Origin of the sequence: Pseudomonas sp. Kh14 (genome assembly GCF_900291005.1) — a bacterium.
Classification (GTDB): domain Bacteria; phylum Pseudomonadota; class Gammaproteobacteria; order Pseudomonadales; family Pseudomonadaceae; genus Aquipseudomonas; species Aquipseudomonas alloputida.
In genome coordinates this window covers 101,726-124,781 of record NZ_OLKJ01000014.1, presented here as the reverse complement: position 1 = coordinate 124,781, position 23,056 = coordinate 101,726, and the positions used below count along the sequence as shown (strand labels likewise).

The 23,056-nt window shown below is 63.2% G+C and carries 17 protein-coding genes; 10 read left to right on the top strand and 7 right to left on the bottom strand.

The window, feature by feature from the left end:
* Positions 1-216 precede the first annotated feature (216 nt).
* Positions 217-1,515: an MFS transporter gene (locus FQ668_RS06745; RefSeq protein WP_014592197.1), complete on the top strand. Its 1,299-nt coding sequence runs from the start codon at positions 217-219 to the stop codon at positions 1,513-1,515.
* A gap of 129 nt (positions 1,516-1,644) precedes the next feature.
* Here the strand turns inward: FQ668_RS06745 and purT are convergent, their stop codons facing one another.
* From purT to FQ668_RS06715, 5 genes are all read right to left on the bottom strand, one after another.
* The gene (purT, locus tag FQ668_RS06740; RefSeq protein WP_010952557.1) at positions 1,645-2,826 is read right to left on the bottom strand and encodes a formate-dependent phosphoribosylglycinamide formyltransferase; all 1,182 of its coding nucleotides are present in this window, start codon (positions 2,824-2,826) and stop codon (positions 1,645-1,647) included.
* A gap of 76 nt (positions 2,827-2,902) precedes the next feature.
* A complete protein-coding gene (locus FQ668_RS06735; RefSeq protein WP_014592198.1) occupies positions 2,903-3,370 on the bottom strand; it encodes a VUT family protein in 468 nt (155 codons plus the stop codon).
* 197 nt (positions 3,371-3,567) lie between these two features.
* Complete coding sequence (locus tag FQ668_RS06725) at positions 3,568-3,771, bottom strand: DUF1289 domain-containing protein (RefSeq protein ID WP_012053591.1); 204 nt, start codon at positions 3,769-3,771, stop codon at positions 3,568-3,570.
* On the bottom strand, positions 3,761-4,285 hold the full coding sequence (locus FQ668_RS06720; RefSeq protein ID WP_014592200.1) for a gamma carbonic anhydrase family protein: 525 nt from the start codon (positions 4,283-4,285) through the stop codon (positions 3,761-3,763). The genes FQ668_RS06725 and FQ668_RS06720 overlap by 11 nt, the downstream gene beginning before the upstream one ends.
* A 44-nt stretch (positions 4,286-4,329) precedes the next feature.
* Complete coding sequence (locus FQ668_RS06715; protein WP_003252125.1) at positions 4,330-4,929, bottom strand: CoA pyrophosphatase; 600 nt, start codon at positions 4,927-4,929, stop codon at positions 4,330-4,332.
* A gap of 123 nt (positions 4,930-5,052) precedes the next feature.
* On the opposite strand from FQ668_RS06715, the gene FQ668_RS06710 reads away from it, so the two are divergent.
* The 4 genes from FQ668_RS06710 to FQ668_RS06695 all read left to right on the top strand — a co-directional run bounded on the left by FQ668_RS06710 (position 5,053) and on the right by FQ668_RS06695 (position 12,578).
* The gene (locus FQ668_RS06710; RefSeq protein WP_014592201.1) at positions 5,053-5,604 is read left to right on the top strand and encodes an NUDIX hydrolase; all 552 of its coding nucleotides are present in this window, start codon (positions 5,053-5,055) and stop codon (positions 5,602-5,604) included.
* 22 nt (positions 5,605-5,626) lie between these two features.
* A complete protein-coding gene (locus FQ668_RS06705) occupies positions 5,627-6,181 on the top strand; it encodes a murein L,D-transpeptidase family protein (RefSeq protein WP_010952551.1) in 555 nt (184 codons plus the stop codon).
* A 160-nt stretch (positions 6,182-6,341) separates the two neighbouring features.
* Positions 6,342-8,024, top strand: a complete 1,683-nt coding sequence (locus FQ668_RS06700) for a ShlB/FhaC/HecB family hemolysin secretion/activation protein (protein ID WP_019436550.1) — start codon at positions 6,342-6,344, stop codon at positions 8,022-8,024.
* Between the two features lie 27 nt (positions 8,025-8,051).
* Positions 8,052-12,578 (top strand): hemagglutinin repeat-containing protein, encoded by a 4,527-nt coding sequence (locus FQ668_RS06695; RefSeq protein ID WP_019436551.1) that lies wholly within the window; start codon positions 8,052-8,054, stop codon positions 12,576-12,578.
* Positions 12,579-12,739: 161 nt separating this feature from the next.
* Here FQ668_RS06695 and FQ668_RS06690 read toward each other — a convergent pair whose 3' ends face one another.
* Complete coding sequence (locus FQ668_RS06690) at positions 12,740-13,375, bottom strand: Pr6Pr family membrane protein (protein ID WP_014592204.1); 636 nt, start codon at positions 13,373-13,375, stop codon at positions 12,740-12,742.
* 1 nt (position 13,376) lies between these two features.
* The gene (locus FQ668_RS06685; RefSeq protein ID WP_012053596.1) at positions 13,377-13,598 is read right to left on the bottom strand and encodes a VF530 family DNA-binding protein; all 222 of its coding nucleotides are present in this window, start codon (positions 13,596-13,598) and stop codon (positions 13,377-13,379) included.
* 163 nt (positions 13,599-13,761) lie between these two features.
* Between FQ668_RS06685 and FQ668_RS06680 the strand changes: the two genes are divergently transcribed.
* From FQ668_RS06680 to FQ668_RS06655, 5 genes are all read left to right on the top strand, one after another.
* Positions 13,762-15,807 (top strand): TonB-dependent receptor, encoded by a 2,046-nt coding sequence (locus FQ668_RS06680; RefSeq protein WP_144179943.1) that lies wholly within the window; start codon positions 13,762-13,764, stop codon positions 15,805-15,807.
* A 296-nt stretch (positions 15,808-16,103) separates the two neighbouring features.
* A complete protein-coding gene (locus FQ668_RS06675) occupies positions 16,104-17,438 on the top strand; it encodes a carbohydrate porin (protein ID WP_014592206.1) in 1,335 nt (444 codons plus the stop codon).
* A gap of 30 nt (positions 17,439-17,468) precedes the next feature.
* Positions 17,469-19,880, top strand: coding sequence for a glucose/quinate/shikimate family membrane-bound PQQ-dependent dehydrogenase (locus tag FQ668_RS06670; protein WP_014592207.1), 2,412 nt, complete (start codon positions 17,469-17,471; stop codon positions 19,878-19,880).
* A gap of 203 nt (positions 19,881-20,083) precedes the next feature.
* Positions 20,084-22,501, top strand: a complete 2,418-nt coding sequence (lon, locus tag FQ668_RS06660; RefSeq protein ID WP_019436552.1) for an endopeptidase La — start codon at positions 20,084-20,086, stop codon at positions 22,499-22,501.
* Positions 22,502-22,652: 151 nt separating this feature from the next.
* Positions 22,653-23,045, top strand: a complete 393-nt coding sequence (locus FQ668_RS06655) for a protease inhibitor I42 family protein (RefSeq protein ID WP_014592209.1) — start codon at positions 22,653-22,655, stop codon at positions 23,043-23,045.
* Positions 23,046-23,056 lie beyond the last annotated feature (11 nt).

Below are 23,056 nucleotides of genomic sequence, written 5' to 3'. Positions count from 1 at the left end.
CGCTCCACGGCCAGTCCGCTCCACTGATACGCCCTGCGGTCCTGCGTCAACACCCCCGAACAGTACCCGCCCCGCCCCTACCCCCTTGGGCTATCGTCAGTCGGGTGCACACAACAAAACGCTCCGGCGCCCGCTTAACCGTACCCGCCCTTTTGCAGGGCATGCCGTTGCGGGCCAAGCCCATGGAGCCGGACCAGACTGTCAGGGACCTCCTCAATGACAAGCAGCACTTATGCCCAAGCGCCTGCCGCGCCAGTCAACTCGCCTGCGCGGGTAGCCACTGCCAGCTTCATCGGCACCGCCATCGAGTTCTACGATTTCTACGTCTACGCCACCGCCGCTGCCCTGGTGATCGGACCGGTGTTCTTCCCGTCCGGGTCGGGCACCGCGCAAATGCTGGCCGCCTTCCTCACCTTCGGTATCGCCTTTCTCGCCCGGCCACTGGGCTCGGCGTTATTCGGCCATTTTGGCGACCGCATCGGTCGCAAATCCACGCTGGTCGCCTCGCTGCTGCTGATGGGCGTATCCACCACCGCCATTGGCGTGCTGCCAGGCTATGACAGCATTGGCGTGTGGGCGCCGATCATTCTCTGCCTGCTGCGTTTTGGCCAAGGCCTGGGCCTGGGCGGCGAATGGGGTGGCGCGGCCCTGCTGGCTACCGAAAACGCCCCGGAAGGTAAGCGGGCCTGGTTCGGCATGTTCCCGCAACTGGGCCCGTCAATCGGCTTCCTGGCGGCCAACGGCCTGTTCCTGACCCTGGCCCTGGTGCTCAGCGACGAGCAGTTCCGCGAGTGGGGCTGGCGCATTCCATTCCTGCTCAGCGCCGCACTGGTACTGGTGGGCCTGTACGTGCGCCTGAAACTCGAAGAGAGCCCGGTGTTCGCCAAGGCCGTTGCTCGCCACGAGCGGGTGAAAATGCCAGTGGTCGACCTGTTCTCGAAATACTGGCTGCCAACCCTGCTGGGCGCTGCGGCCATGGTGGTGTGCTATGCACTGTTCTACATTTCCACGGTGTTCTCGCTGAGCTACGGCGTGACCACACTGGGCTACAGCCGCGAAACGTTCCTTGGCCTGCTGTGCTTCGCGGTGGTGTTCATGGCACTGGCCACACCGTTGTCGGCCTGGCTCAGTGACCGTTACGGGCGCAAGCCGGTACTGATCGTCGGCGGCCTGCTGGCGATAGCTTCGGGCTTTACCATGGAGCCACTACTGACCTCGGGATCGACTGCGGGCGTGGCGCTGTTCCTGGCCATCGAGCTGTTCCTGATGGGGGTGACCTTCGCGCCGATGGGTGCACTGCTGCCAGAGCTGTTCCCGACCCACGTACGTTATACCGGTGCCTCGGCGGCGTATAACCTGGGCGGTATCGTCGGCGCCTCGGCGGCACCCTTCTTTGCCCAGAAGCTGGTGAGCATGGGGGGTTTGAGCTGGGTGGGGGGTTATGTGTCGGTGGCGGCGGTGATCAGCCTGATAGCCGTGCTGTGCCTTAAAGAGACGCGGGATACCGCGCTGTAAGCCACTGGGGCCGCTTTGCGGCCCTATCGCGACACAAGGCCCACAGGGATAGCGTAAGCCTGGAAGCTGCGCTATCCCTGTGGGAGCGGCCTTGTGTCGCGATAGGGCTGCAGCCCCAGTATTCTCGGATCAGAACTCGACCTTGACCGCCTGCGAAGCACGGGTCGCCTTGGCACGCGCCAGTTCGACCGACTCGTCACGCGCCAGGCACACGCCCATACGGCGGGTACCGTTGATTTCCGGCTTGCCGAACAGGCGAATGGCGGTATCCGGCTCACTCAGCGCTGCCCCCAGGTTGGCGAAGCTGGTCTGTTGGGACTGGCCTTCAGGCAAGATCACTGCCGAGGCCGACGGGCCGAACTGACGCACCACCGGAATCGGCAGACCGAGAATGGCGCGGGCATGCAGGGCGAATTGCGACAGGTCCTGGGAAATCAGGGTAACCAGACCGGTGTCATGCGGGCGCGGCGATACTTCGCTGAACCACACCTGGTCGCCCTTCACGAACAATTCCACACCAAACAGGCCGCGACCGCCGAGGGCATCGGTGACCGCCTTGGCCACGCGCTGCGATTCGGCCAGCGCCTTCGGGCTCATGGCCTGTGGCTGCCAGGACTCCTGGTAATCGCCCTTCTCCTGACGGTGGCCGACGGGTTCAAGGAAGGTGGTACCGCCCACGTGGCGCACGGTCAGCAGGGTGATTTCATATTCGAAGTCAATGAAACCCTCGACGATCACCCGGCCCTTGCCAGCGCGGCCGCCCTCCTGGGCATAGTCCCACGACTTCTGCAGGTCAGCATCGCTGCGCAGCAGGCTCTGGCCCTTGCCCGACGAGCTCATCACCGGCTTGACCACGCACGGGTAACCCAGGTCGGCTACAGCCTTGGCGTAGTCTTCATAGGTGTCGGCGAAGTGGTACGGCGAGGTTGGCAGGTCCAGCTCTTCGGCAGCCAGGCGGCGGATGCCTTCGCGGTTCATGGTCAACTGGGTGGCGCGGGCCGTCGGCACCACGGTAAAACCTTCGTTTTCCAGCTCGACCAGGGTGGCGGTGGCGATGGCTTCGATTTCCGGCACGATGTAGTGCGGCTTCTCGGCTTCGATCACCGCGCGCAGGGCAACGCCATCGAGCATGTTGACCACATGGCTGCGATGCGCCACCTGCATTGCCGGAGCATTGGCGTAACGGTCGACGGCGATTACTTCGACGCCCAGGCGCTGCAGCTCGATTACCACTTCCTTGCCCAGCTCGCCACAGCCGCAGAGCAGTACACGGGTCGCTGTGGGCGACAATGGGGTTCCGATACGGGTCATTTCAGGTCCTCGAAGGCATCCGGGGCCGCGCCAGGCTAGGCGCCACCCGCTGAAAAAGGACCGCTATTCTACACCATCAACCGGCCACGGCGGCCCGCCGGGCGCGAAATGCCATGGCCAGCCACACCGCGGTTACACCGGCGAACTTCGAGGCCATCGCTGTGCCGATCACTGCCGGGGTCAGCGCGCCGATCATGCCAAAGAAAATGAAGGTATCCACCGGGATGCTCAGCGCCGAACTGAGCCACAGGCGGTCGCGCAGCGGCCGACGGGTGATACTGAACACCAGCCAGTCGATCAGCTCGGAAATGAAGAACGCAGTGGCGCTGGCCAGGGCGATGGCCGGCTCCGATGTGACATAGGACAGCACCAGTGCCACCAGCATGGCGAACAGGGCGCCATGACCGAAACGGGTCTGCACCATGTCGCGCAGGATGAACACCAGGCCACCCCAGGCGGACCAGATGATGTCCAGGTGCGGGGCACTGGAGAAGGCGTAGTTGATCAGCACTACGCTGCTGATGTAGGCAATCAGATAGAACATGGCGGGCTGTCTGTGGGCAAGCCGTACAGATTACCGCTGGGCCGTTCGCGGGTAAACCCGCGCCCACAGATGTTGTGCAGCCCTCAAGACTGACGCTGCAACCTGTGGGAGCGGGCGTGCCCGCGAAGCTGCCACTGCGGTGCATGGCACCGGCTTCGCCAGTGTTCACGGGTAAACCCGCTCTTACAGGGTTCGCGTCAGGCCTGCAAGATGAGGCCGGCTTCTACCGCCCGTTCATGACAACGCTTGAGCACCGCCCGACGCTCATCATTGTCCATCCGCCCCCAGCGGCCAATCTCGGCCACGGTACGCTGGCAGCCGGTGCAGATATCCTGCTCATCCAGCGCGCAAATGCTCACGCACGGCGATGCCACCGGCCGCTCTGCTACATCACTCATCATCAACCACCAACGCTTGCGCATAACGCTGGGCATTGTGCACGTAATGTGCGGCACTCGCTTCAAGCATGCGCTTCTGCTGCTCGGTCAGTTCGCGTACCACCTTGCCCGGCGAGCCCATCACCAGCGAACCGTCTGGAATTTCCTTGCCCTCGGCGATCAGTGCATTGGCGCCGATGATGCAGTGCTTGCCGATGCGTGCGCCATTGAGGATCACTGCGTTGATACCGACCAGGCTGAAGTCGCCCACCGTGCAGCCATGCAACATGGCATTGTGGCCAACGGTCACGCCCTTGCCCAACGTCAGTGGCGAGCCCATGTCAGTGTGCATCACCGTGCCATCCTGCACGTTGCTGCCTTCGCCAATGTCGATCAGCTCGTTATCACCGCGCAACACCGCGCCAAACCACACACTAGCATTGGCTTGCAGGCGCACGCTGCCAATGAGCGTGGCATTGGGTGCGGCCCAACTGGTGGGGTGGCTCTCGACCCGCAGGTCGCCCAGGCGATATTTCATGCTTGTTCCTCAGGCTGCGACGCAGACGGCGGGGTAGGCCCCGCTCAATTTTCGATGTAACGCTCCGGGGGCTGATGCAGGCTGATACCGGCATCGAACAGCAGGTTGACCAGCTCGACGATCATGATCGCCGACAAACCCCAGATCTTGTATTCACCATAGCGGTAACTGGGCACATACCAGCTACGCCCCTGGTAATCGATACGGTGGGTATGGTCGCGCGGGTCCTGCCGGAAGAATTCCAGCGGCACGGTGAATACTGCCGCTATCTCGGCATCATTGGCGCGATATTCGACGAAGTCGGGAATAAGCCCGACGAATGGCGTCACTTTCAGGCCATGTAGCGAAATCAGCGGGCTGAGCGGACCAATCACCTCCACCAGGCCAGGGGGCAGGCCGATTTCTTCTTCAGCCTCGCGCAGGGCAGTAAAGACCAGGTCCGGGTCTTCCGGGTCGCGGCGGCCACCGGGAAAGGCTACTTCACCACCGTGGGTAGACAGGCCTTTGGCGCGCAGGGTCAAGACCAGTTCGGGCGCTTCGCTGCGGGTAATGGGCAAGAGGACCGCCGCTTCGGGGAACCGCCTGTCGGTTTCCAATGACGCGGGTTGGTGGTTGCTCATTCGGCGAAGTAGCTCGTCCAGCATTGCGCACGCTCGTATCCAGGTCCTGTGTTGCATCATGCACCAAAGCCGCGAAGCACCCAAGCCCCAGCGCTTGCGACGGCACGGTGGCCGCGCCAAGATAGCCTTGAACATAAGGAACCACACATGAAATTCTGCAGCGCGTGCGGCCAACCGGTCACCCAGCGGATCCCCGAGGGCGATAGCCGCCTGCGGTACGTCTGCGGCTCTTGCCAGACCATCCACTACCAGAACCCCAATATCGTGGCCGGCGTGTTGCCGACCTGGGGCAGCCAGGTGTTGCTGTGTCGCCGCGCCATCGAACCGCGCCGGGGTTTCTGGACCCTGCCCGCCGGTTTCATGGAAAACGGCGAAACCCTCGACCAGGCCGCGCGTCGCGAAACCGTCGAGGAAGCCTGCGCCCGGGTCGGGCCGACGTCCCTGTACCAGCTGTTCGATCTGCCGCACATCAGCCAGGTGCATGTGTTCTTCCGCGCCGAGTTGGCGGACCTGGACTTTGCCGTCGGTGTCGAAAGCCTGGAGGTGCGGCTGTTCGAAGAACATGAGATACCGTGGGACGAGCTGGCTTTCCGCACCGTCACTCGCACACTAGAATGCTACTATCGCGACCGCATCGGCCAGCACTACCCCATAGGCCATGAATACCTGCCGCCGATGAACGTTTCGCAAAACACCTAAACGCCTTCAGGGATACTGTTACATGCGCTGGTTGCTTGCCCTCTTCTGCCTTTGCGTTACCTCGGTGTCCCAGGCGGCCTTCACCGAAACCATCATCCGCAAGCCCGCGCCGGCAGCGCAAACGCCATCGCCTTCGCAGCAAGCCATGCAACCGTTGATCGACAAGGTGCTGGTGATAAAGTCGGAGCGCCGCCTGCAGTTGATCAGCCGCGGCGAGCCGCTGAAAACCTACCGCATCTCGCTGGGCAAGCAGCCCAAGGGCGCCAAGGAACGCGAAGGCGACAAGAAAACCCCTGAGGGCTTGTACTGGCTGGACTGGCGCAAGCAGAGCGACCGCTTCAACCTGGCCATGCACATCAATTACCCGAACATCAGCGATGCCGCCCGCGCGACCCGGGCAGGCGTGAATGCCGGCAGCATGATCATGATTCACGGCACACCGATCAATGATGAATACCCGGAGTGGTACTTCCATACCCTGGACTGGACGGATGGTTGCATTGCCATGCGCAACCGCGACATGCAGGAAGTGTGGGACCTGGTTCGGGATGGAACGCTGATCGAGATCCGCCCTTGAAATAGAGCCTTCCGGCAAAAGTTGTAGGAACCTTCTCACCAATTAGCGCGAATTTGCCTGACAGGTGCTTAGGCAGGGTACTGCATCCATACGAGTGGCTTAATTTCTAGCATCCACGCAGACGAGTACGAAAACCGTACATCATTTGCGGGGTGCTTCAATGCCGTGCCTGATTCACCGCATCGCCCATTGGCTGTCGGCCGGTTGCCTTTCTGGCTTGCTGTCCGCTCCCCAGGTACTGGCCGACGACCCTGCCAGCCAGCAGCTGCGCGATCAACAGCATGGGCTGCGGCAGCTGGAGCAACAGCAGCGGCTGGAACGCTGGCAGCGTATACCCGTCCCGGCTGAACCGACCAACAGCACTTCCCTCCGCCCGCACGACGATCACTGCTGGGCAGTCGATGGCGTGCGCGTGGCGGGCATGCACCGGCTTTCGAACTCGGCACTTGCGCCCACCATCCGTGCGCTCACGCCTGCCTGCATGGGTATCGCCGACATCAACCGGCTGCTCAAAGCCATCACCCAACGTTATGTACAAGCCGGCTACCCAACCAGCCGCCCCTACCTGCGGCAGCCCCCAGCAGAGGGCATGCCGTTGGACATCGTCATTGTCGAAGGCTTTGTCGAAACCATCGAACTGGCAGGCCCCGACCTGCCCCTGTCTCTCTCCAGTGCCTTCCCAGGCCTGCTTGGGCAGCCACTGTACCTGCCCGACCTTGAGCAAGGCCTGGACCAGCTCAACCGCCTTCGCGCCTATGAACTGGGCGCCACCTTGCTGCCCGGTGAACTGCAGGGCGGCACCCGCGTGGTCGTGCAGCCGGGCAAGGTTGCATCACGCTGGCACCTGGACAGCCGCTTCGACAACCGGGGCAGCGAGCTGACCGGCCGCCACCGCGTCAACCTCGGCATTGGCCTGGACAGCCCGCTTGGCCTCAATGATGAGCTGCGCCTGTCGTTGACCCGCACGGTGCTCGATACGCCCGGCCAAAGCCAAGGGATATCGTTGTACTACAGCATCCCCTACGGCGCCTGGACCTTTGCCCTCAGCGCCAGCCAGCTAAGCTATCAAGCCCCCCTCCCCTACAGCGACAAGGCTGCCGACGGCAGCAGCAGCTATCAGGGCCTGAGTGTCGAGCGGGTATTGTGGCGCAACCAGCAAGGCATGCTCAGCGCCAGCGCCCGTCTGGACCGCAAGCAGCTGATCAACCGCAGCGCTGGCGCGGTTATCGTCCAGCAGAGCCCGACGCTGGCCACGGTAGAGGCCGGCATCAACCTGCTGTGGCTCGAAAGTGGCCTGTGGAACGGTTACTTCGGCGTTGCCCAAGGCATTGACGCATGGGGTGCCGACAGCTCGCCCCTGGGTGCTCAACGCCTGCGCCCGGACTTTCGCAAGTACCGCGCCAACCTGCTGCACCTGCGTCAAGGCCCGGCACCCAGCCCTTGGCGCTGGCAGAGTGAGCTGGCCATGCAGTACAGCCGCGACCCGCTGCCTGCCGTCGAACAGCTGCTGGTCAGCGACGATTCGGCTGTCCGCGGCTTTCGTCTGCACACTTACTCCGGTGCCAGCAGCGCCGTCTGGCGCAATACATTCAGCCAGGCGCTGCCACGGATCTTGGCACCCCCCTTCGAGATACGCCCCTACATCGGCCTGGACCTGGGCTGGGTTCGCACCGCCGAAGGCAAACAGTCACAGCGCCTGGCCGGGGCCGCCGCAGGGTTGGAACTGAGCCTGCCCGGCAGCCGCCTGCGCCTGGACTACCAACGCGCCTTGTACACCAGCGACCTGCCCCGCCGGCGGCTGGAGCCCGGCTTCTGGGTGCTGGACTGGACCCTGAGCATCTGATTCACCCACAACAAAGAGAACGAGAAAATGCAAACACTCTCGCAGTTACCGCCTGTTCGCCCGGATACCTTGCGCTGGGCAATCTTCCTCGCCGTGCTCGGGCCCAGCGCCGCACTGGCTCAGACAGGACTGGAAGCAGCCAGCGGCCCCGGGGGGACCCCGGTCATCCACAACGGCCACGGGGTGCCGGTGATCGACATCGTGCCGCCCAACGCCACGGGGCTGTCACACAACCAGTTCATCGACTACAACGTTGCCACCCCGGGCCTGGTGCTGAACAACGCCACCGCAGCCGGGCAGTCGCAACTGGCCGGCGCCCTGGCGGCCAACCCGCAGTTTCAGGGCCAGGCCGCCTCGACCATTCTTAACGAAGTGGTCAGCCGCAACGCCTCGCTGATCGAGGGGCCGCAGGAAATCTTCGGGCGCCCGGCCGACTACATACTGGCCAACCCCAATGGCATCACCCTCAATGGCGGCAGTTTCATCAACACCACCCGCGCAGGCTTCGTGGTGGGCACCCCGCAATTCGAGGAGCAACAGCTCAGGTACCTCGATACGCTAACGGCCGGTGGCACCCTGCAGGTACTGGAGCATGGCCAGGGCAATGCCGGTGGCGCACTCGAACTGATCGCACCGCGCGTGGACAGCAAAGGCCTGCTCATGGCCAGCGAAACGCTCGACATCACCGTCGGTCGCAACCGTATCAACAGCCGCAACGGCGAGGTGGTCGAACACCTGCCCAGCCCCTCTTCGAGCATTGATGCCAGCCTGTTCGGCGCCATGCGCGCCGGGCGTATCCGTGTGGTAAGTACTGCCGAAGGCGCCGGTGTGCGTGTGGGGGCCTCGCAGATTCTGGGCACCGAGGGGGTCGACATCAGCTCGGCCGGGGGCCTGCATGTCAGCGGCAGTGGCGACCGCCCGACCGAGCTGCGCAGTGAGCGTGGCGTACTGAAACTCACTGCTGCCGATGACCTGATGCTTGAAACGGTTGACGGCCAGGCCCTGCGGATCGAAGCAAGGGCTGGCAAGAAGCTCACCCTGGACGCCAAGACAATCGAGCACATCAAGCACGACAGTGACAGCTGGAACAAGAAGTTCTGGTTCGTCACCCGTGAAACCTACAACCGCAAGACCACCACCACCCACCGGCAACAACAGGGCAGTCAATTACTGGGCACTGACAGCGTGCTGCTGCAGTCCGGCGACGACTTACGCATGACCGCAGCGAAGGTGGACGCCGGTAACGAGCTGATGGTCGACAGCGGTGCCGGCCTGGACATCCTCGCCGGCATCGACAGCAAACGCACCGAACAGAAGGTGCGTCATCGCAAGGATTTATGGCGCGGTGACAGCGATAGCGACCAACTCAAGGAAACCGCAAAGGGCAGTACCCTGAGCGCCGGGCACATGTCGATAAAGGCAAGCGACAACCTCAACGTAAAGGGCAGCAGCCTGCACAGCCGCGGCGATCTGGCTATCCAGGCAAAACAGGCCGACATCGGCACCACCACCTTGCAGGAACACGGTACCCAACGCGACTACCGAGGCGATCTGGTGTCCGGCACATTTTTTGGTGACCGCAAAGGTAACGACACCGAGGGCCAGGTCGTTGCAGGCAGCACCATAACCAGCGATGGCGAGCTCACTGTGAGCGCCGACCAGGTCGCCATCAAAGGCAGCACCGTGTTCGGTAAACAGGACGCGGTGCTCTACAGCGATAACGGTTCGCTGGCCATCGAGGCAGACCATGGCAGCACGACCTCCACCCAGCGCACCAGCGACAGTAAACTGTTCGGCCTGATCGGCAGCAAGCACGAAAGCACGGACCGCAAACAGCAGGTACTGGTCAGCGACGTCAGCTCGACCAGCAACCTGCGCCTGGCCAGCGCCGAAGAGATGCGCATCCAGGGCGCCAAGGTTGCCGCTGGCAAGCATCTGCAAGTCGAGGCCAAAGGCGACCTGCTGATTGGCAGTGCGCAATCGGTCGATGAGCGCGAAACCCGCGACCAACAACGGGGTTTCACGGCCAGTGCCAGACAGACCCAGGAAGCTGAGGATGGCAAGCCCGAGTCTCGCCAGTACGCGGCTGGCGTGGCGTATGAGGTCGTGACCACCACCAGCAAGCAGCGCACGACCAACCAGGTTGCCAGTGAGCTCAAGGGCGCCTCGGTGGACATGAGCAGCAGCGCGCACCTGCAGGTCAACGGCAGCAAGGTCCAGGCCACTGCCGGCGATCTCGATGTGCAGGCGCGGGAGGTGACACTGGGGGCGACCCGCAACGACCGTGACACAACCACCCGTACCACCGAAAGTGGTGGCGGGCTGACGGTAACCGGTGGCATCGACCGCCTGGGCAGTTTGTTCGAAGGCCATCACAACCGCGAGGTGCAAGCCGAACGCGACAGCAAGGTGCAGCGCAGCGAGTTGCAGGCCAGCGGCGATCTGAAATTGCGCAGTGATGCACTGCTCACTGAGGCCGCGCACGTCGAGGCCGGCAACACCCTGCAGGTGACCGCCAAACGCATCGACAACCGTGCAGCTCAGGATACCTATGAACATGAACAAAGCCGTGACGACTGGTCGGGTAGCCTGGGCGCCAGTATCGAATACCGCGACCTGACCCGCCCTATCGAACGCCTGGTGCTGGGTGAGGAAGCCCCGCGCTTCCAGCAAGCTTCGCCCGAAGACGCCATGGCACCGCCCAGCGTGGGGGCCGACATGACGGTCGAACACCTCAAGCGCCTGGAAAACCAGCGCCGTGGCATTGCTCAGGTCAGCGAGTTGTCTGCAGCAAAGGTCGAGGTCAAGGCTGACACACTGGCCGACCAGGGCACAGCCTGGCGGGCCAATGCCGGCTCGCTGAAAATCGAGGCGCAGCAGCACCAGGTGAGCGCCGCCGAAAATACCCAGGAAACCACCGTTCAACGCCTGGCCTATGGTGGCGACGCCCGCCTGGACACCAGCACCGGCGAGGACTTGAATGTACGCGCCGCCGGCAAAGGAGGGTCGCTGGATAAAAAGGATATCGCCAGCACCGCCGTGCCCGGCAGCCTCTACGGGCAACAGGGTATCCAGGTACAGCTGGGCAGCGATGGCCGCTACGAAGGGGCCCGCATCGATGGCGGTGAAGGCAGCGTGGTCATGCACAGTGCAGGGTCATTGGCCCTACCCCAGGCGACCGACCAGGCCGAACAGCAGTCACGCCAGCTCGATGGCAATGCCTGGGCCAAAGTCGGCAACCGCCCGGGCAGCACCGGTGTCGATGGCCGGGGCTATCTGGACCATGGCCAGAAGCTGAGCACGCAGAGCAAGGCACAAGTGGCACAAATCGACGCCAAGGGCGAAGTTCAACTGACCAGCACAGGCGACCTGTTGCTCGAAGGCACCCGCATTGGCAACCGCGAGGCCAAGGCCGGCGACATACGGGTGCAAAGCGGCGGCCAGTTGCAGGTCAAGGCGGCCAGTAACACCCAGCAGGCCACAGGCGCCAACCTGGGTGGCGGCATGGAGCTGGCGGCCAAGGCTGGCCAGACCCAGGGGGGAGCCATAGGCGGCCACTTCAGTCACGGCAAGCAGGACGAACATGCGCGTCAGGCGGTCGATGCCCAGTTTGCCAGCAACGGCACACTGACCCTGACCAGCAGCGCCCGCGAGGACATCGCCCTGCACCTGCAAGGCCTGCAGGCCTCGGCCGAACAGATCACCCTCGACGCCTCCAATGGCGGCATGCTGGTTGAAGCCTCTTCCAGCCAGGAGCGACGCGACAACCTCGACATCTCGGCCGGCGCCGGTTTCAACATGGCCAAGGGCGCCTTGGACACCCGCGGCCTGCATGGTCGGCTCAAGGTTGAGCTCGACAAGCGCGACAACCTCACCTGGAATACCAGTGACCTGCGCGCCGAGCGCATCGACCTGCAAAGCCGCGGCGATACCCGCATCGAGAGTGCCACCCTGGATGCAGGGCATATTGGCGGCGCAATCGACGGTGACCTGCGCATCGCCAGCCTCAAGGACAACGTCAACACCCTGAGCGTGAAGGGCGATGTCAGGCTGAGCCAGGAGAAAAACCCGCAGGGCTATGTCAACGCGGCCAAATCGGTGGCTGGCCCGCTGGGAGGCAAGGTCGAGACAAAGGCCGGTTCGGCCCTGAGCAAGGCAGACCCAGGGTTCTCACCGACCGTCAGCCTCGACGTGTCGCATGCACAGCGCGACAACGTAGCGCGTCAGACCATGCTCAAAAGCAGCGACGGCATCGACCTGCAGGTCGGTGGCAACGCTCATCTGGTAGGGGCACGCTTGCAGTCGGCCAAAGGCGACGTGAGGCTCGACGCCAACTCAGTCACCCAGGAAACGCTAAGCGGCAATGACTATCGCCGAGACCTGTCGTTGGATGCGTCCAACTCACCGGTGGATCTGGGCACGGCAATCGCCGAGATAGCCAAAAGCAAAATGGCGGCGGATGGGGAAAATGCGCTGGACCTGGGCGTGTTGAGAACCAGTGGGCATAGTCGCAGCGAGCAATGGGTTTCGAGCATGCAAGGGAAGAAGCACTAAGACGTAATCGCGGCCCTGGCAATTTGGGGGCATGAAATCTTGTGCCCTGCTGCTGACACCCAGACACCGCGTGTCCCCCGCTTCCATAGCGAATACCACAGCCCCATGGGCTTGTGATTACTCTGTGGGAGCGGGCTTGCCCGCGAAGAGGCCGGTACAGGTCAAGCCAGCCTGTGCAGCCCCCGCCACCGATCCAGCCCAAGCAACACCAGCCCTATCCCCCAGAAACCCGCCAGCACCCCGAGGGCGTTGAGCATCACCTGCCCATACCCCAGGCTGGCCACATCAATGAACGGGTAGGCATAGACGCCAATCTCACTCCCCCGCCACAACGCATAACCAAAGTAGACCGCCGGGTACACCGCCCACACCAGCAAATGCCATAGCCGCAACCTGCCCTTGGGCACCTCGCACCACCAGTACACGGCATACAGCACCGGCATCACGTCGTGCAGCAACTCGTCCGCCAGCCATTGCCAACCCTGTGGTTGCCACAAATGACGCAGCAGCACGCTGTAGGCCAGCGCCACCAGCACGATACTGGCGGCCACTGCAGAGCTTACCGATGGCGACAGGAAAAAGCGTTTGCCACGGCCTTCCCGGCCGAATGCGGCATAGCTGAGCACCGTCGCCACCAGGGTATTGGTCAGCACGGTGAAGTAGCCGAACACATTGATCAGGCCGCCAATCAAGCTGGCCTGTTCCTGCCAACGCGCCAGCAGTACCAGGTTCACCTGCACGGCCAGGCCGAACCAGCCCAGCACGGCCATGCCGGTCAGCCAAGGGCGACGCGACATGTCAGGCCTGGCGCTGCAGCTTCACGTACAGCTGCTCGACCTTCTCCCGCGCCCACGGTGTTTTGCGCAGGAACGTCAGGCTCGACTTGATGGTCGGGTTGCTCTTGAAGCAGCGCACATCGATGCGCTCGGCCAGGCCATGCCATTGGTAATGCGCCACCAGCTCGGTGAGGATCTGTTCAAGGGTCTTGCCGTGCAGCGCGTTGTGTTGGGCCGTGCTCATGCTGTGCTCCGTAGGAAAGATGCGCACCTTACACGAGTGTAGTGGTGGGCGGGATCCGTCGAGTCGACAGAAAAATCGCTGGCCAGAGGCAAAACCTCTGTGATGGAATAGTTATGTTATGTTGTAACACTAAAAAGCATCTGCCAAGGTACGCCCCATTCCCATGCTGTACACACCGCTTCGCCTCTCCCCCCTTGCCGTCGCACTTTGGCTGGCTGCATCCCCCAGCCAGGCCGTAGAACTTGAGCCGCAGGTCATCACCGCCAACCCGTTGGGCAACCGCCAACTGGCGGCTCCCAGCACCGTGCTCGAAGGCGACAACCTGCTGCAACAGCAGCACGGCAGCCTCGGTGAAACCTTGAACAAGCAGCCCGGTGTTGCCTCTACCTGGTTCGGCCCTGGCGCCAGCCGACCGGTGATCCGCGGCTTGGATGGCGACCGCATTCGTATCCTGCGCAATGGCGTCGGTGCCCTGGATGCCTCGTCGCTGTCCTATGACCACGCCGTGCCCCTGGACCCGGTGACGGTCGACCGCGTCGAAATCGTCCGCGGCCCGGCCGCCTTGCTGTATGGCGGTAATGCCATTGGCGGCGTGGTCAACACCTTCGACAACCGCATCCCGGACTCGCCGATCGAGGGCATCCACGGTGCCGGTGAACTGCGTTACGGCGGCGCCGACACCACCCGCAGCAGCGCCGGCAAGCTGGAGGCCGGCGACGGCGCCTTCGCCCTGCACCTGGATGCCAACAGCCGCCAGTTCAACGACCTGCGCATCCCGGGCTACGCGCGCAGCGCCAAGGTGCGCGATGCCGACGAGCCCGGCAGCAAACACCGCCTGGAAAACAGCGACGGTCGCCAGGACGGCGGCGCAATCGGTGGTAGCTACCACTGGGACCACGGCTACGCCGGCCTGTCGTACAGCGGTTACGACAGCAACTATGGCTCGGTGGCCGAGTCCGGCGTGCGCCTGGACATGAAACAGGATCACTACGCCTTCGCCTCCGAACTGCGCGACCTCGACGGCCCGTTCAGCTCAGTCAAGGTAGATGCCGGTTACACCGACTACGAACACAGCGAAATCGAGGAAGGCGAGGTCCATACCACCTTCAAGAACAAGGGCTACGAAGCCCGCATCGAAGCCCGTCACCAGCCGCTAGGACCGGTGGAAGGGGTCATTGGGGCCCAGGTCAGCCGTAACGAATTTTCGGCCCTCGGCGAGGAAGCCTTCGTCCCGCATACCGATACCGACAGCGTGGCGCTGTTCATGCTCGAACAGTGGCAAGCCACCGAGCGGCTGAACCTGAGCCTGGGCGCGCGCATGGAGCACACCCGCGTAGACCCAGACGCCAAAGGCAACGAGAACTTCGTCGACGCCGACAGCGCCAGCAGCTTCAACGCCTTTAGCCTGTCGTCGGGAGCTGTGTACCAGTTCGACCCAATCTGGTCGCTGGCCGCTAACCTTGGCTACACCGAGCGCGCCCCTACCTTTTACGAGCTGTACGCCAATGGCGCGCACGTAGCCACCGGCGCGTTTGAAGTCGGTGACACCGGCCTGAACAAGGAAAAGGCCATTTCCGCCGACCTGGCGCTGCGCTTCGACAACGGCACCCACAAGGGCAGTGTTGGGGTGTTCTACAGCCATTTTCGCAACTACATCGGCCTGATCGGCACGGGCAACCTGCGTGAGGGCGGACATGATCACGACTATGACGAGGATGACCACGACCACGATCATGACGACGGCTTCCCGGAATACCAGTACCAAGGCGTGCGGGCGCGCTTCTACGGGATCGAGGCCCAGGACCGCTGGCAACTGGTCGAGAACCGTTACGGCAGCTTTGCGCTGGAGTTGTCCGGTGACTACACCCGGGCCAAGAACCTGGACAGCGGCGAGCCACTGCCCCGCATCGCCCCGCTGCGCCTGAACAGCGGCCTGGTCTGGGAACTGGACCGCTGGCAGGCGCGGGTAGACGTGCAGCACGCTGCGTCGCAGCACCGCAAACCCGCCAACGAAACCAGCACCGATGGCTACACCACCTTGGGCGCGAGCGTTGGCTACCGCTTCGACATTGGTCAAAGCCAGTGGTTGGCGTTTGTGCGCGGCGAAAACCTGACCGACCAGACCGTGCGCTATGCCAGTTCGATCCTGCGCGATATCGCACCGGCGCCGGGGCGCAGTGTGGAAGTCGGGTTGCGTACCACCTTCTGAACCACAAGCGACGAAGATCGGTGTAGAAACGGGTTCACCCGCGAATACGATGGTAGGACAACCGGCGCATTCGCGGGTGAACCCGCTCCTACACCTGCCTCGATTAATGACGACTGTTGCCCGTTCAACAACAATCCTCTGCGACAATTTGTCTTTTTTTCTTATAACTTCCCCTATATCCTCCCCGCCGCAAGCTGAAACGCTTCATCGAACAATCTTGTCGCCATATCCATTGAGGGGCCCGCCCTTCGATGCGCTTGCCGTTTTTTTCAATAATCAAAAGATAGCGCTATCTCATGTTCCAACTGCCTAAAACCTGCTACATCGGCCTCGCCCTCAGTGCCTTGGCAACCCCCGCCGGCGCCAGCGAAATGTTCGCCAGCGACTCCCCTTGGATGCTCGGCGACTGGGGCGGAACCCGCAGCGAACTGCTGGAAAAGGGCTACGAGTTCACCCTTGGCTACACTGGCGAGATGGGCAGCAACCTGCACGGCGGCTACGACCACGACCGCACCGCGCGCTACAGCGACCAGTTCACCTTCGGCAGCCACCTGGACCTGGAGAAGATCCTCGGCTGGCACGACACCGAATTCCAGCTGACCGTCACCGAGCGCCACGGCGACAACATCAGCAACGACCGCATCAACGACCCGCGTGTCGGCGGCTTCACCTCCGCCCAGGAAGTCTGGGGCCGCGGCGAAACCTGGCGGCTGACGCAGATGTGGATCAAGCAGAAGTACTTCGACGGTGCGCTGGATGTGAAATTCGGCCGCTTCGGTGAAGGCGAGGACTTCAACAGCTTCCCTTGCGACTTCCAGAACCTGGCCTTCTGCGGCTCGCAGGTGGGCAACTGGGTGGGTGGCATCTGGTACAACTGGCCAGTCAGCCAGTGGGCCCTGCGCGTGCGCTACAACCTTACCCCTGAGCTGTACGCACAGGTCGGCGTCTTCGAGCAGAACCCTTCCAACCTTGAATCTGGCAATGGTTTCAAGCTCAGCGGCAGCGGCACCCAAGGTGCGGTAATGCCGTTCGAACTGGTATGGACCCCACGTATCCAAGGCTTGAAAGGGGAATATCGTGCCGGCTACTACTACAGTAATGCCAAGGCACAAGATGTTCTCAAGGACAGCAACGGTCAGCCGGCCGCCATCAGCGGCGCCGCCTACCGCAGCAGCTCGAGCAAGCACGGCTTGTGGATTGGCGCCCAGCAGCAGGTCACCTCGCTGGCGTCCGACCAGTCACGCGGCTTGAGCGTGTTCGCCAACGCCACCGTGCATGACAAGAAGACCAATGCCATCGACAACTATGTGCAGGCAGGACTGGTATTCAAAGGGCCCTTCGATGCCCGCGCCAAGGACGACATCGGTTTCGCCCTGGCCCGCGTACACGTCAACCCTGCCTATCGCAAGAACGCCCGCCTGGCCAACCAGGCCGCCGGCCTCTACGACTACGACAACCCAGGCTTCCTGCCCGTGCAGGACACCGAGTACAGCGCCGAGCTGTACTACGGCATTCATTTGGCCGACTGGCTCACGGTACGCCCCAACCTGCAGTACATCCGCCACCCGGGCGGGGTGTCGCAGGTCGATGGCGCCCTGATCGGCGGCCTGAAGATCCAGAGCAGTTTCTAACCCCTTTTTTGACCTGACGGAGAACCTACGATGAGCACTGAAGGTGCGAACCAAGGAAGCCGCTGGCTACCGCGCCTGATTGGCGCGCTGCTGTTGCTGATGGGCCTGGCCCTGCTGGCCGGCGGTATCAAGCTGAGCCAGCTGGGCGGATCGCTGTACTACCTGATCGCCGGTATCGGCTTTGCCCTTTCGGGCATCCTGCTGCTGGCCCAACGCCAGATCGCCCTAGGCCTGTATGGCCTGGTGCTGCTGGGCAGCACCGTTTGGGCCCTGCTCGAAGTGGGCCTGGACTGGTGGCAACTGGTGCCCCGTCTGGCCATCTGGTTCGCCATCGGCGTGGTACTGCTGCTACCGTGGGCACGTCGCCCGCTGATCGGCCCGGCCAGCAAAGCCAATACTGCACTGCTCGGCCTGGCAGTGGTCGCTTCGGGCGCTTGCGCGCTGGGCAGCCAGTTCACCCATCCCGGTGAAGTGTTCGGCGAACTGGGCCGCGACAGCAGCGAAATGGCCAGTGCCGCACCGGCCATGCCCGACGGCGAATGGCAGGCCTACGGCCGTACCGAGCATGGCGACCGCTACTCGCCGCTGCACCAGATCACCCCGCAGAACGCCTACCGTCTGGAAGAGGCCTGGCGCATTCGCACCGGTGATCTGCCAACCGAAAACGACCCGGTGGAGCTGACCAACCAGAACACCCCGTTGAAGGTCAACGGCATGCTGTACGCCTGCACCGCGCACAGTCGCCTGCTGGCGCTGGACCCGGACACTGGCGCGGAAATCTGGCGCTACGACCCGCAGGTCAAGAGCCCGACCGGGACCTTCAAGGGCTTTGCCCACATGACCTGCCGTGGCGTCTCGTACTATGACGAAAACCGCTACGTCAGCCGCGACGGCAGCCCGGCACCGAAAATTACCGACGCAGGCCAGGCGGTGGCCCAAGCCTGCCCGCGTCGTCTCTACCTGCCGACTGCAGATGCCCGCCTGATCGCCATCAACGCCGACAACGGCAAGGTCTGCGAAGGTTTCGCCAACCAGGGCGTGATCGACCTCACCACCGGCATTGGCCCGTTCACCGCCGGCGGCTATTACTCCACCTCGCCTGCTGCGATTACCCGTGACCTGGTGATCATCGGTGGCCACGTCACCGACAACGAGTCGACCAATGAGCCGTCCGGGGTGATCCGCGCCTACGACGTGCACGACGGCCACCTGGTGTGGAACTGGGACAGCAACAACCCGGACGACACCAAGCCATTGGCTGCCGGCAAAATGTACAGCCGCAACTCGGCCAACATGTGGTCGATCGCCAGCGTCGACGAAGACCTTGGCATGATCTACCTGCCGCTGGGCAACCAGACCCCGGACCAGTGGGGCGCCGACCGCACCCCGGGCGCCGAGAAGTACAGCGCCGGCGTGGTCGCCCTTGACCTGGCCACCGGCAAGGCACGCTGGAACTACCAGTTCACCCATCACGACCTGTGGGACATGGACGTCGGCAGCCAGCCGACCCTGGTACACCTGAAAACCGACGATGGCGTGAAACCGGCGATCATCGTACCGACCAAGCAAGGCAGCCTGTACGTGCTCGACCGCCGCGACGGCACGCCAATCGTGCCGATCCGCGAGATCCCCACCCCACAAGGCGCAGTGGAAGGCGACCACACCTCGCCCACCCAGGCCCGCTCCGACCTCAACCTGCTCGGCCCAGAGCTGACCGAACAGGCCATGTGGGGCGCCACGCCTTTCGATCAGATGCTGTGCCGCATCCAGTTCCGCGAGCTGCGCTACGAAGGCCAGTACACCCCGCCATCCGAACAAGGTTCGTTGGTCTACCCCGGCAACGTCGGTGTATTCAACTGGGGCAGCGTGTCGGTCGACCCGGTGCGCCAGCTGCTGTTCACTTCGCCCAACTACATGGCGTTCGTGTCGAAGATGGTCCCGCGTGAGCAGGTTGCCGAAGGCAGCAAGCGCGAGAGCGAGACCAGCGGCGTGCAGCCGAACACCGGTGCACCGTATGCAGTGACCATGCACCCGTTCATGTCGCCGCTCGGCGTACCGTGCCAGGCACCCGCCTGGGGCTACGTCGCCGCCATCGACCTGTTCACCAACAAGGTGGTGTGGAAACACAAGAACGGCACCACCCGGGACAGCACTCCGGTGCCGATCGGCCTGCCGGTTGGCGTGCCAAGCATGGGTGGCTCGATCGTCACCGCCGGTGGCGTCGCCTTCCTCAGCGGCACGCTCGACCAGTACCTGCGAGCCTATGACGTGAACAACGGCAAGGAGTTGTGGAAAGCTCGCCTGCCAGCGGGTGGCCAGGCTACGCCGATGAGCTACACCGGCAAGGACGGCAAGCAGTACGTGCTGGTGACTGCCGGCGGCCATGGCTCGCTGGGCACCAAGATGGGCGATTACATCATCGCTTACAAATTAGCTGAGTAAGCGACACCGCTCCCACAGGCTCAACCCTGTGGGAGCGGCCTTGTGTCGCGATTGGGTCGCGCAGCGGCCCCAACGCTCTAGAATGCTGGATGGATTCTGGGGCTGCTGCGCAGCCCAATCGCGACACAAGGCTGCTACCGAACCATTGAAACCCATCCCTCCCCGCCCCATCTAAGCACCATAGTCATTCACGCAGGTGCCCCATGAGCGACCAGCAGGATTTCCCGGAACACCCGGACGAACACAGCGAAGTCGAACACACCCTCCAGGCCGAAACCGGCCACGCCCTCGCCCTGCCCGGCCAGCAGCTGCCGGACAAGGTCTACGTCATCCCGATCCACAACCGCCCGTTCTTCCCGGCCCAGGTACTGCCGGTCATCGTCAATGAAGAACCCTGGGCCGAAACGCTCGACCTGGTGGCCAAGTCACCGGACCACTGCCTGGCGCTGTTCTTCATGGACACCCCGCCAGAAGACCACCGCCACTTCGACACCTCGGTACTGCCGCAGTACGGCACGCTGGTCAAGGTGCACCATGCCAGCCGCGAAAACGGCAAGTTGCAGTTCGTCGCCCAGGGCCTGTCCCGGGTGCGCATCCGCAACTGGCTCAAGCACCACCGCCCGCCCTATCTGGTCGAAGTCGAATACCCGCGCCAGCCCGCCGAGCCGACCGACGAGGTCAAAGCCTACGGCATGGCACTGATCAACGCGATCAAAGAGCTGCTGCCGCTCAATCCGCTGTACAGCGAAGAGCTGAAGAACTACCTCAACCGCTTCAGCCCCAACGACCCTTCGCCGCTCACCGACTTCGCCGCCGCGCTCACCTCGGCCACCGGCAACCAGTTGCAGGAAGTGCTCGACTGCGTGCCCATGCTCAAACGCATGGAAAAGGTACTGCCAATGCTGCGCAAAGAGGTGGAAGTCGCACGCTTGCAGAACGAGATCTCGGCCGAGGTCAACCGGCAGATCGGCGAGCACCAGCGCGAGTTTTTCCTCAAGGAACAACTCAAGGTCATCCAGCAAGAGCTGGGGCTGACCAAGGACGACCGCAGCGCCGACCTTGAACAGTTCGAACAGCGCCTGGAAGGCAAGACCCTGCCGCCCCAGGCACGCAAGCGCATCGATGAAGAGATGGGCAAACTGGCCATCCTGGAAACCGGCTCACCCGAATACGCCGTCACCCGCAACTATCTGGAATGGGCCACCGCCCTGCCGTGGGGCGTGTACGGCAAAGACAAGCTCGACCTCAAGCACGCGCGCAAAGTCCTCGACCAGTACCACTCCGGCCTCGACGACATCAAGGAGCGCATTCTCGAGTTCCTCGCCGTGGGCGCCTGGAAAGGCGAGATCAGCGGTTCGATCGTGCTGTTGGTAGGCCCGCCCGGGGTGGGCAAGACCAGCATCGGCAAGTCCATCGCCGAATCGCTTGGCCGGCCGTTCTATCGCTTCAGCGTCGGCGGCATGCGTGACGAAGCCGAGATCAAGGGCCACCGCCGCACCTACATCGGTGCTCAGCCTGGCAAGCTGGTGCAGGCCCTGAAAGACGTCGAAGTGATGAACCCGGTGATCATGCTCGACGAAATCGACAAGATGGGCCAGAGCTACCAGGGCGACCCGGCCTCAGCGTTGCTGGAAACCCTCGACCCCGAGCAGAACGTCGACTTCCTGGACCACTACCTGGACCTGCGCCTGGACTTGTCCAAGGTGCTGTTCGTGTGCACTGCCAACACCCTCGATTCGATTCCCGGGCCGTTGCTCGACCGCATGGAAGTGATCCGCCTGTCTGGCTATATCACCGAAGAAAAACTGACCATCGCCAAGCGCCACCTGTGGCCCAAGCAGCTGGAGAAGGCCGGCGTTTCCAAGACCAGCCTCAGCATCAGCGACAGCGCCCTGCGCCTGGTGATCGACGGTTATGCCCGCGAGGCCGGCGTGCGCCAGCTGGAGAAGCAACTGGGCAAACTGGTGCGCAAGGCCGTGGTCAAGCTGCTGGAAAACCCCGACGCCAAGCTTAAGATCGGCACCAAGGACCTGGAGACCGCACTCGGCATACCCGTGTTCCGCAGCGAGCAGGTACTGGCTGGCAAAGGCGTCATCACCGGCCTGGCCTGGACCAGCATGGGCGGCGCCACGCTGCCGATCGAGGCGACCCGCATCCACACCCACAACCGGGGCTTCAAGCTGACCGGCAAGCTGGGGGATGTGATGAAGGAGTCTGCCGAAATCGCCTACAGCTACATCAGCTCCAACCTCAAGCAATTTGGCGGGGATCCAGGTTTCTTCAACGAAGCGTTCATCCACCTGCACGTCCCCGAAGGCGCCACGCCGAAGGACGGCCCCAGTGCCGGCATCACAATGGCCAGCGCTTTGCTTTCACTGGCCCGCGACCAGTCTGCCAAAAAAGGTGTCGCCATGACGGGCGAGCTGACCCTCACCGGTCAGGTACTGCCGATTGGCGGCGTGCGCGAGAAGGTGATTGCAGCGCGGCGGCAGAAGATTTTCGAACTGATCCTGCCGGAGCCTAACCGCGGTGACTTCGAAGAACTGCCGGACTACCTGCGCGAAGGCCTGACAGTGCATTTCGCCAAGCGCTTTGCCGACGTGGCGAAAGTGCTGTTCTAGCCTGCACCGGCCTCTTCGCGGACAAGCCCGCGCCTGCACGGGTACACTATCCCTTCAGGCGCGGGCTTACTCGCGAAAGGGTCGGCACAGGCAGCACAAATTTCCTCGATCATCGGGTATCCTCAGGCCATCGCCAGCCTTCGGAGCCACCATGACCTCTCCTCGTCTGCTCGTTCCCCTGAGCTTCGCCCTGCTTTCTGCCTGCGCGCAACAACCCTCGCAGCCTGTTGACCTGGACGCCGAAAGCGAATGCCCCAAGCGCCTGCAGGTCGGCCAGATCCTCACGCTTACCCTGCCCAGCAACCCCACCACCGGCTACCGCTGGCTGGTACAGAACCCGGCGCCCAACGTATTGCAAAGCCTTGGCCCCGAGGTTTACAGCGCGCCTGAAGACACCGGTATCGTTGGCAGCTCGGGCCTATCGACCTGGCGCTTCCAGGCCCGCGCTACGGGCGAAGGGAACCTGGTGTTGGTCTACCAGCAACCCTGGGCCCCGGAAGTGCGCCCGGTACAGACCTTCGATTGCAGCATCCGGGTCAATTGAACGCAAAGCGC

What these genes read in the sequence shown, in the direction of transcription:
- FQ668_RS06745 (WP_014592197.1), top strand. Translation starts at nt 217, where the DNA reads ATGACAAGCAGCACTTATGCCCAAGCGCCTGCCGCGCCAGTCAACTCG.
- purT (WP_010952557.1), bottom strand. Translation starts at nt 2,826, where the DNA reads ATGACCCGTATCGGAACCCCATTGTCGCCCACAGCGACCCGTGTACTG.
- FQ668_RS06735 (WP_014592198.1), bottom strand. Translation starts at nt 3,370, where the DNA reads ATGTTCTATCTGATTGCCTACATCAGCAGCGTAGTGCTGATCAACTAC.
- FQ668_RS06725 (WP_012053591.1), bottom strand. Translation starts at nt 3,771, where the DNA reads ATGATGAGTGATGTAGCAGAGCGGCCGGTGGCATCGCCGTGCGTGAGC.
- FQ668_RS06720 (WP_014592200.1), bottom strand. Translation starts at nt 4,285, where the DNA reads ATGAAATATCGCCTGGGCGACCTGCGGGTCGAGAGCCACCCCACCAGT.
- FQ668_RS06715 (WP_003252125.1), bottom strand. Translation starts at nt 4,929, where the DNA reads ATGCTGGACGAGCTACTTCGCCGAATGAGCAACCACCAACCCGCGTCA.
- FQ668_RS06710 (WP_014592201.1), top strand. Translation starts at nt 5,053, where the DNA reads ATGAAATTCTGCAGCGCGTGCGGCCAACCGGTCACCCAGCGGATCCCC.
- FQ668_RS06705 (WP_010952551.1), top strand. Translation starts at nt 5,627, where the DNA reads ATGCGCTGGTTGCTTGCCCTCTTCTGCCTTTGCGTTACCTCGGTGTCC.
- FQ668_RS06700 (WP_019436550.1), top strand. Translation starts at nt 6,342, where the DNA reads ATGCCGTGCCTGATTCACCGCATCGCCCATTGGCTGTCGGCCGGTTGC.
- FQ668_RS06695 (WP_019436551.1), top strand. Translation starts at nt 8,052, where the DNA reads ATGCAAACACTCTCGCAGTTACCGCCTGTTCGCCCGGATACCTTGCGC.
- FQ668_RS06690 (WP_014592204.1), bottom strand. Translation starts at nt 13,375, where the DNA reads ATGTCGCGTCGCCCTTGGCTGACCGGCATGGCCGTGCTGGGCTGGTTC.
- FQ668_RS06685 (WP_012053596.1), bottom strand. Translation starts at nt 13,598, where the DNA reads ATGAGCACGGCCCAACACAACGCGCTGCACGGCAAGACCCTTGAACAG.
- FQ668_RS06680 (WP_144179943.1), top strand. Translation starts at nt 13,762, where the DNA reads ATGCTGTACACACCGCTTCGCCTCTCCCCCCTTGCCGTCGCACTTTGG.
- FQ668_RS06675 (WP_014592206.1), top strand. Translation starts at nt 16,104, where the DNA reads ATGTTCCAACTGCCTAAAACCTGCTACATCGGCCTCGCCCTCAGTGCC.
- FQ668_RS06670 (WP_014592207.1), top strand. Translation starts at nt 17,469, where the DNA reads ATGAGCACTGAAGGTGCGAACCAAGGAAGCCGCTGGCTACCGCGCCTG.
- lon (WP_019436552.1), top strand. Translation starts at nt 20,084, where the DNA reads ATGAGCGACCAGCAGGATTTCCCGGAACACCCGGACGAACACAGCGAA.
- FQ668_RS06655 (WP_014592209.1), top strand. Translation starts at nt 22,653, where the DNA reads ATGACCTCTCCTCGTCTGCTCGTTCCCCTGAGCTTCGCCCTGCTTTCT.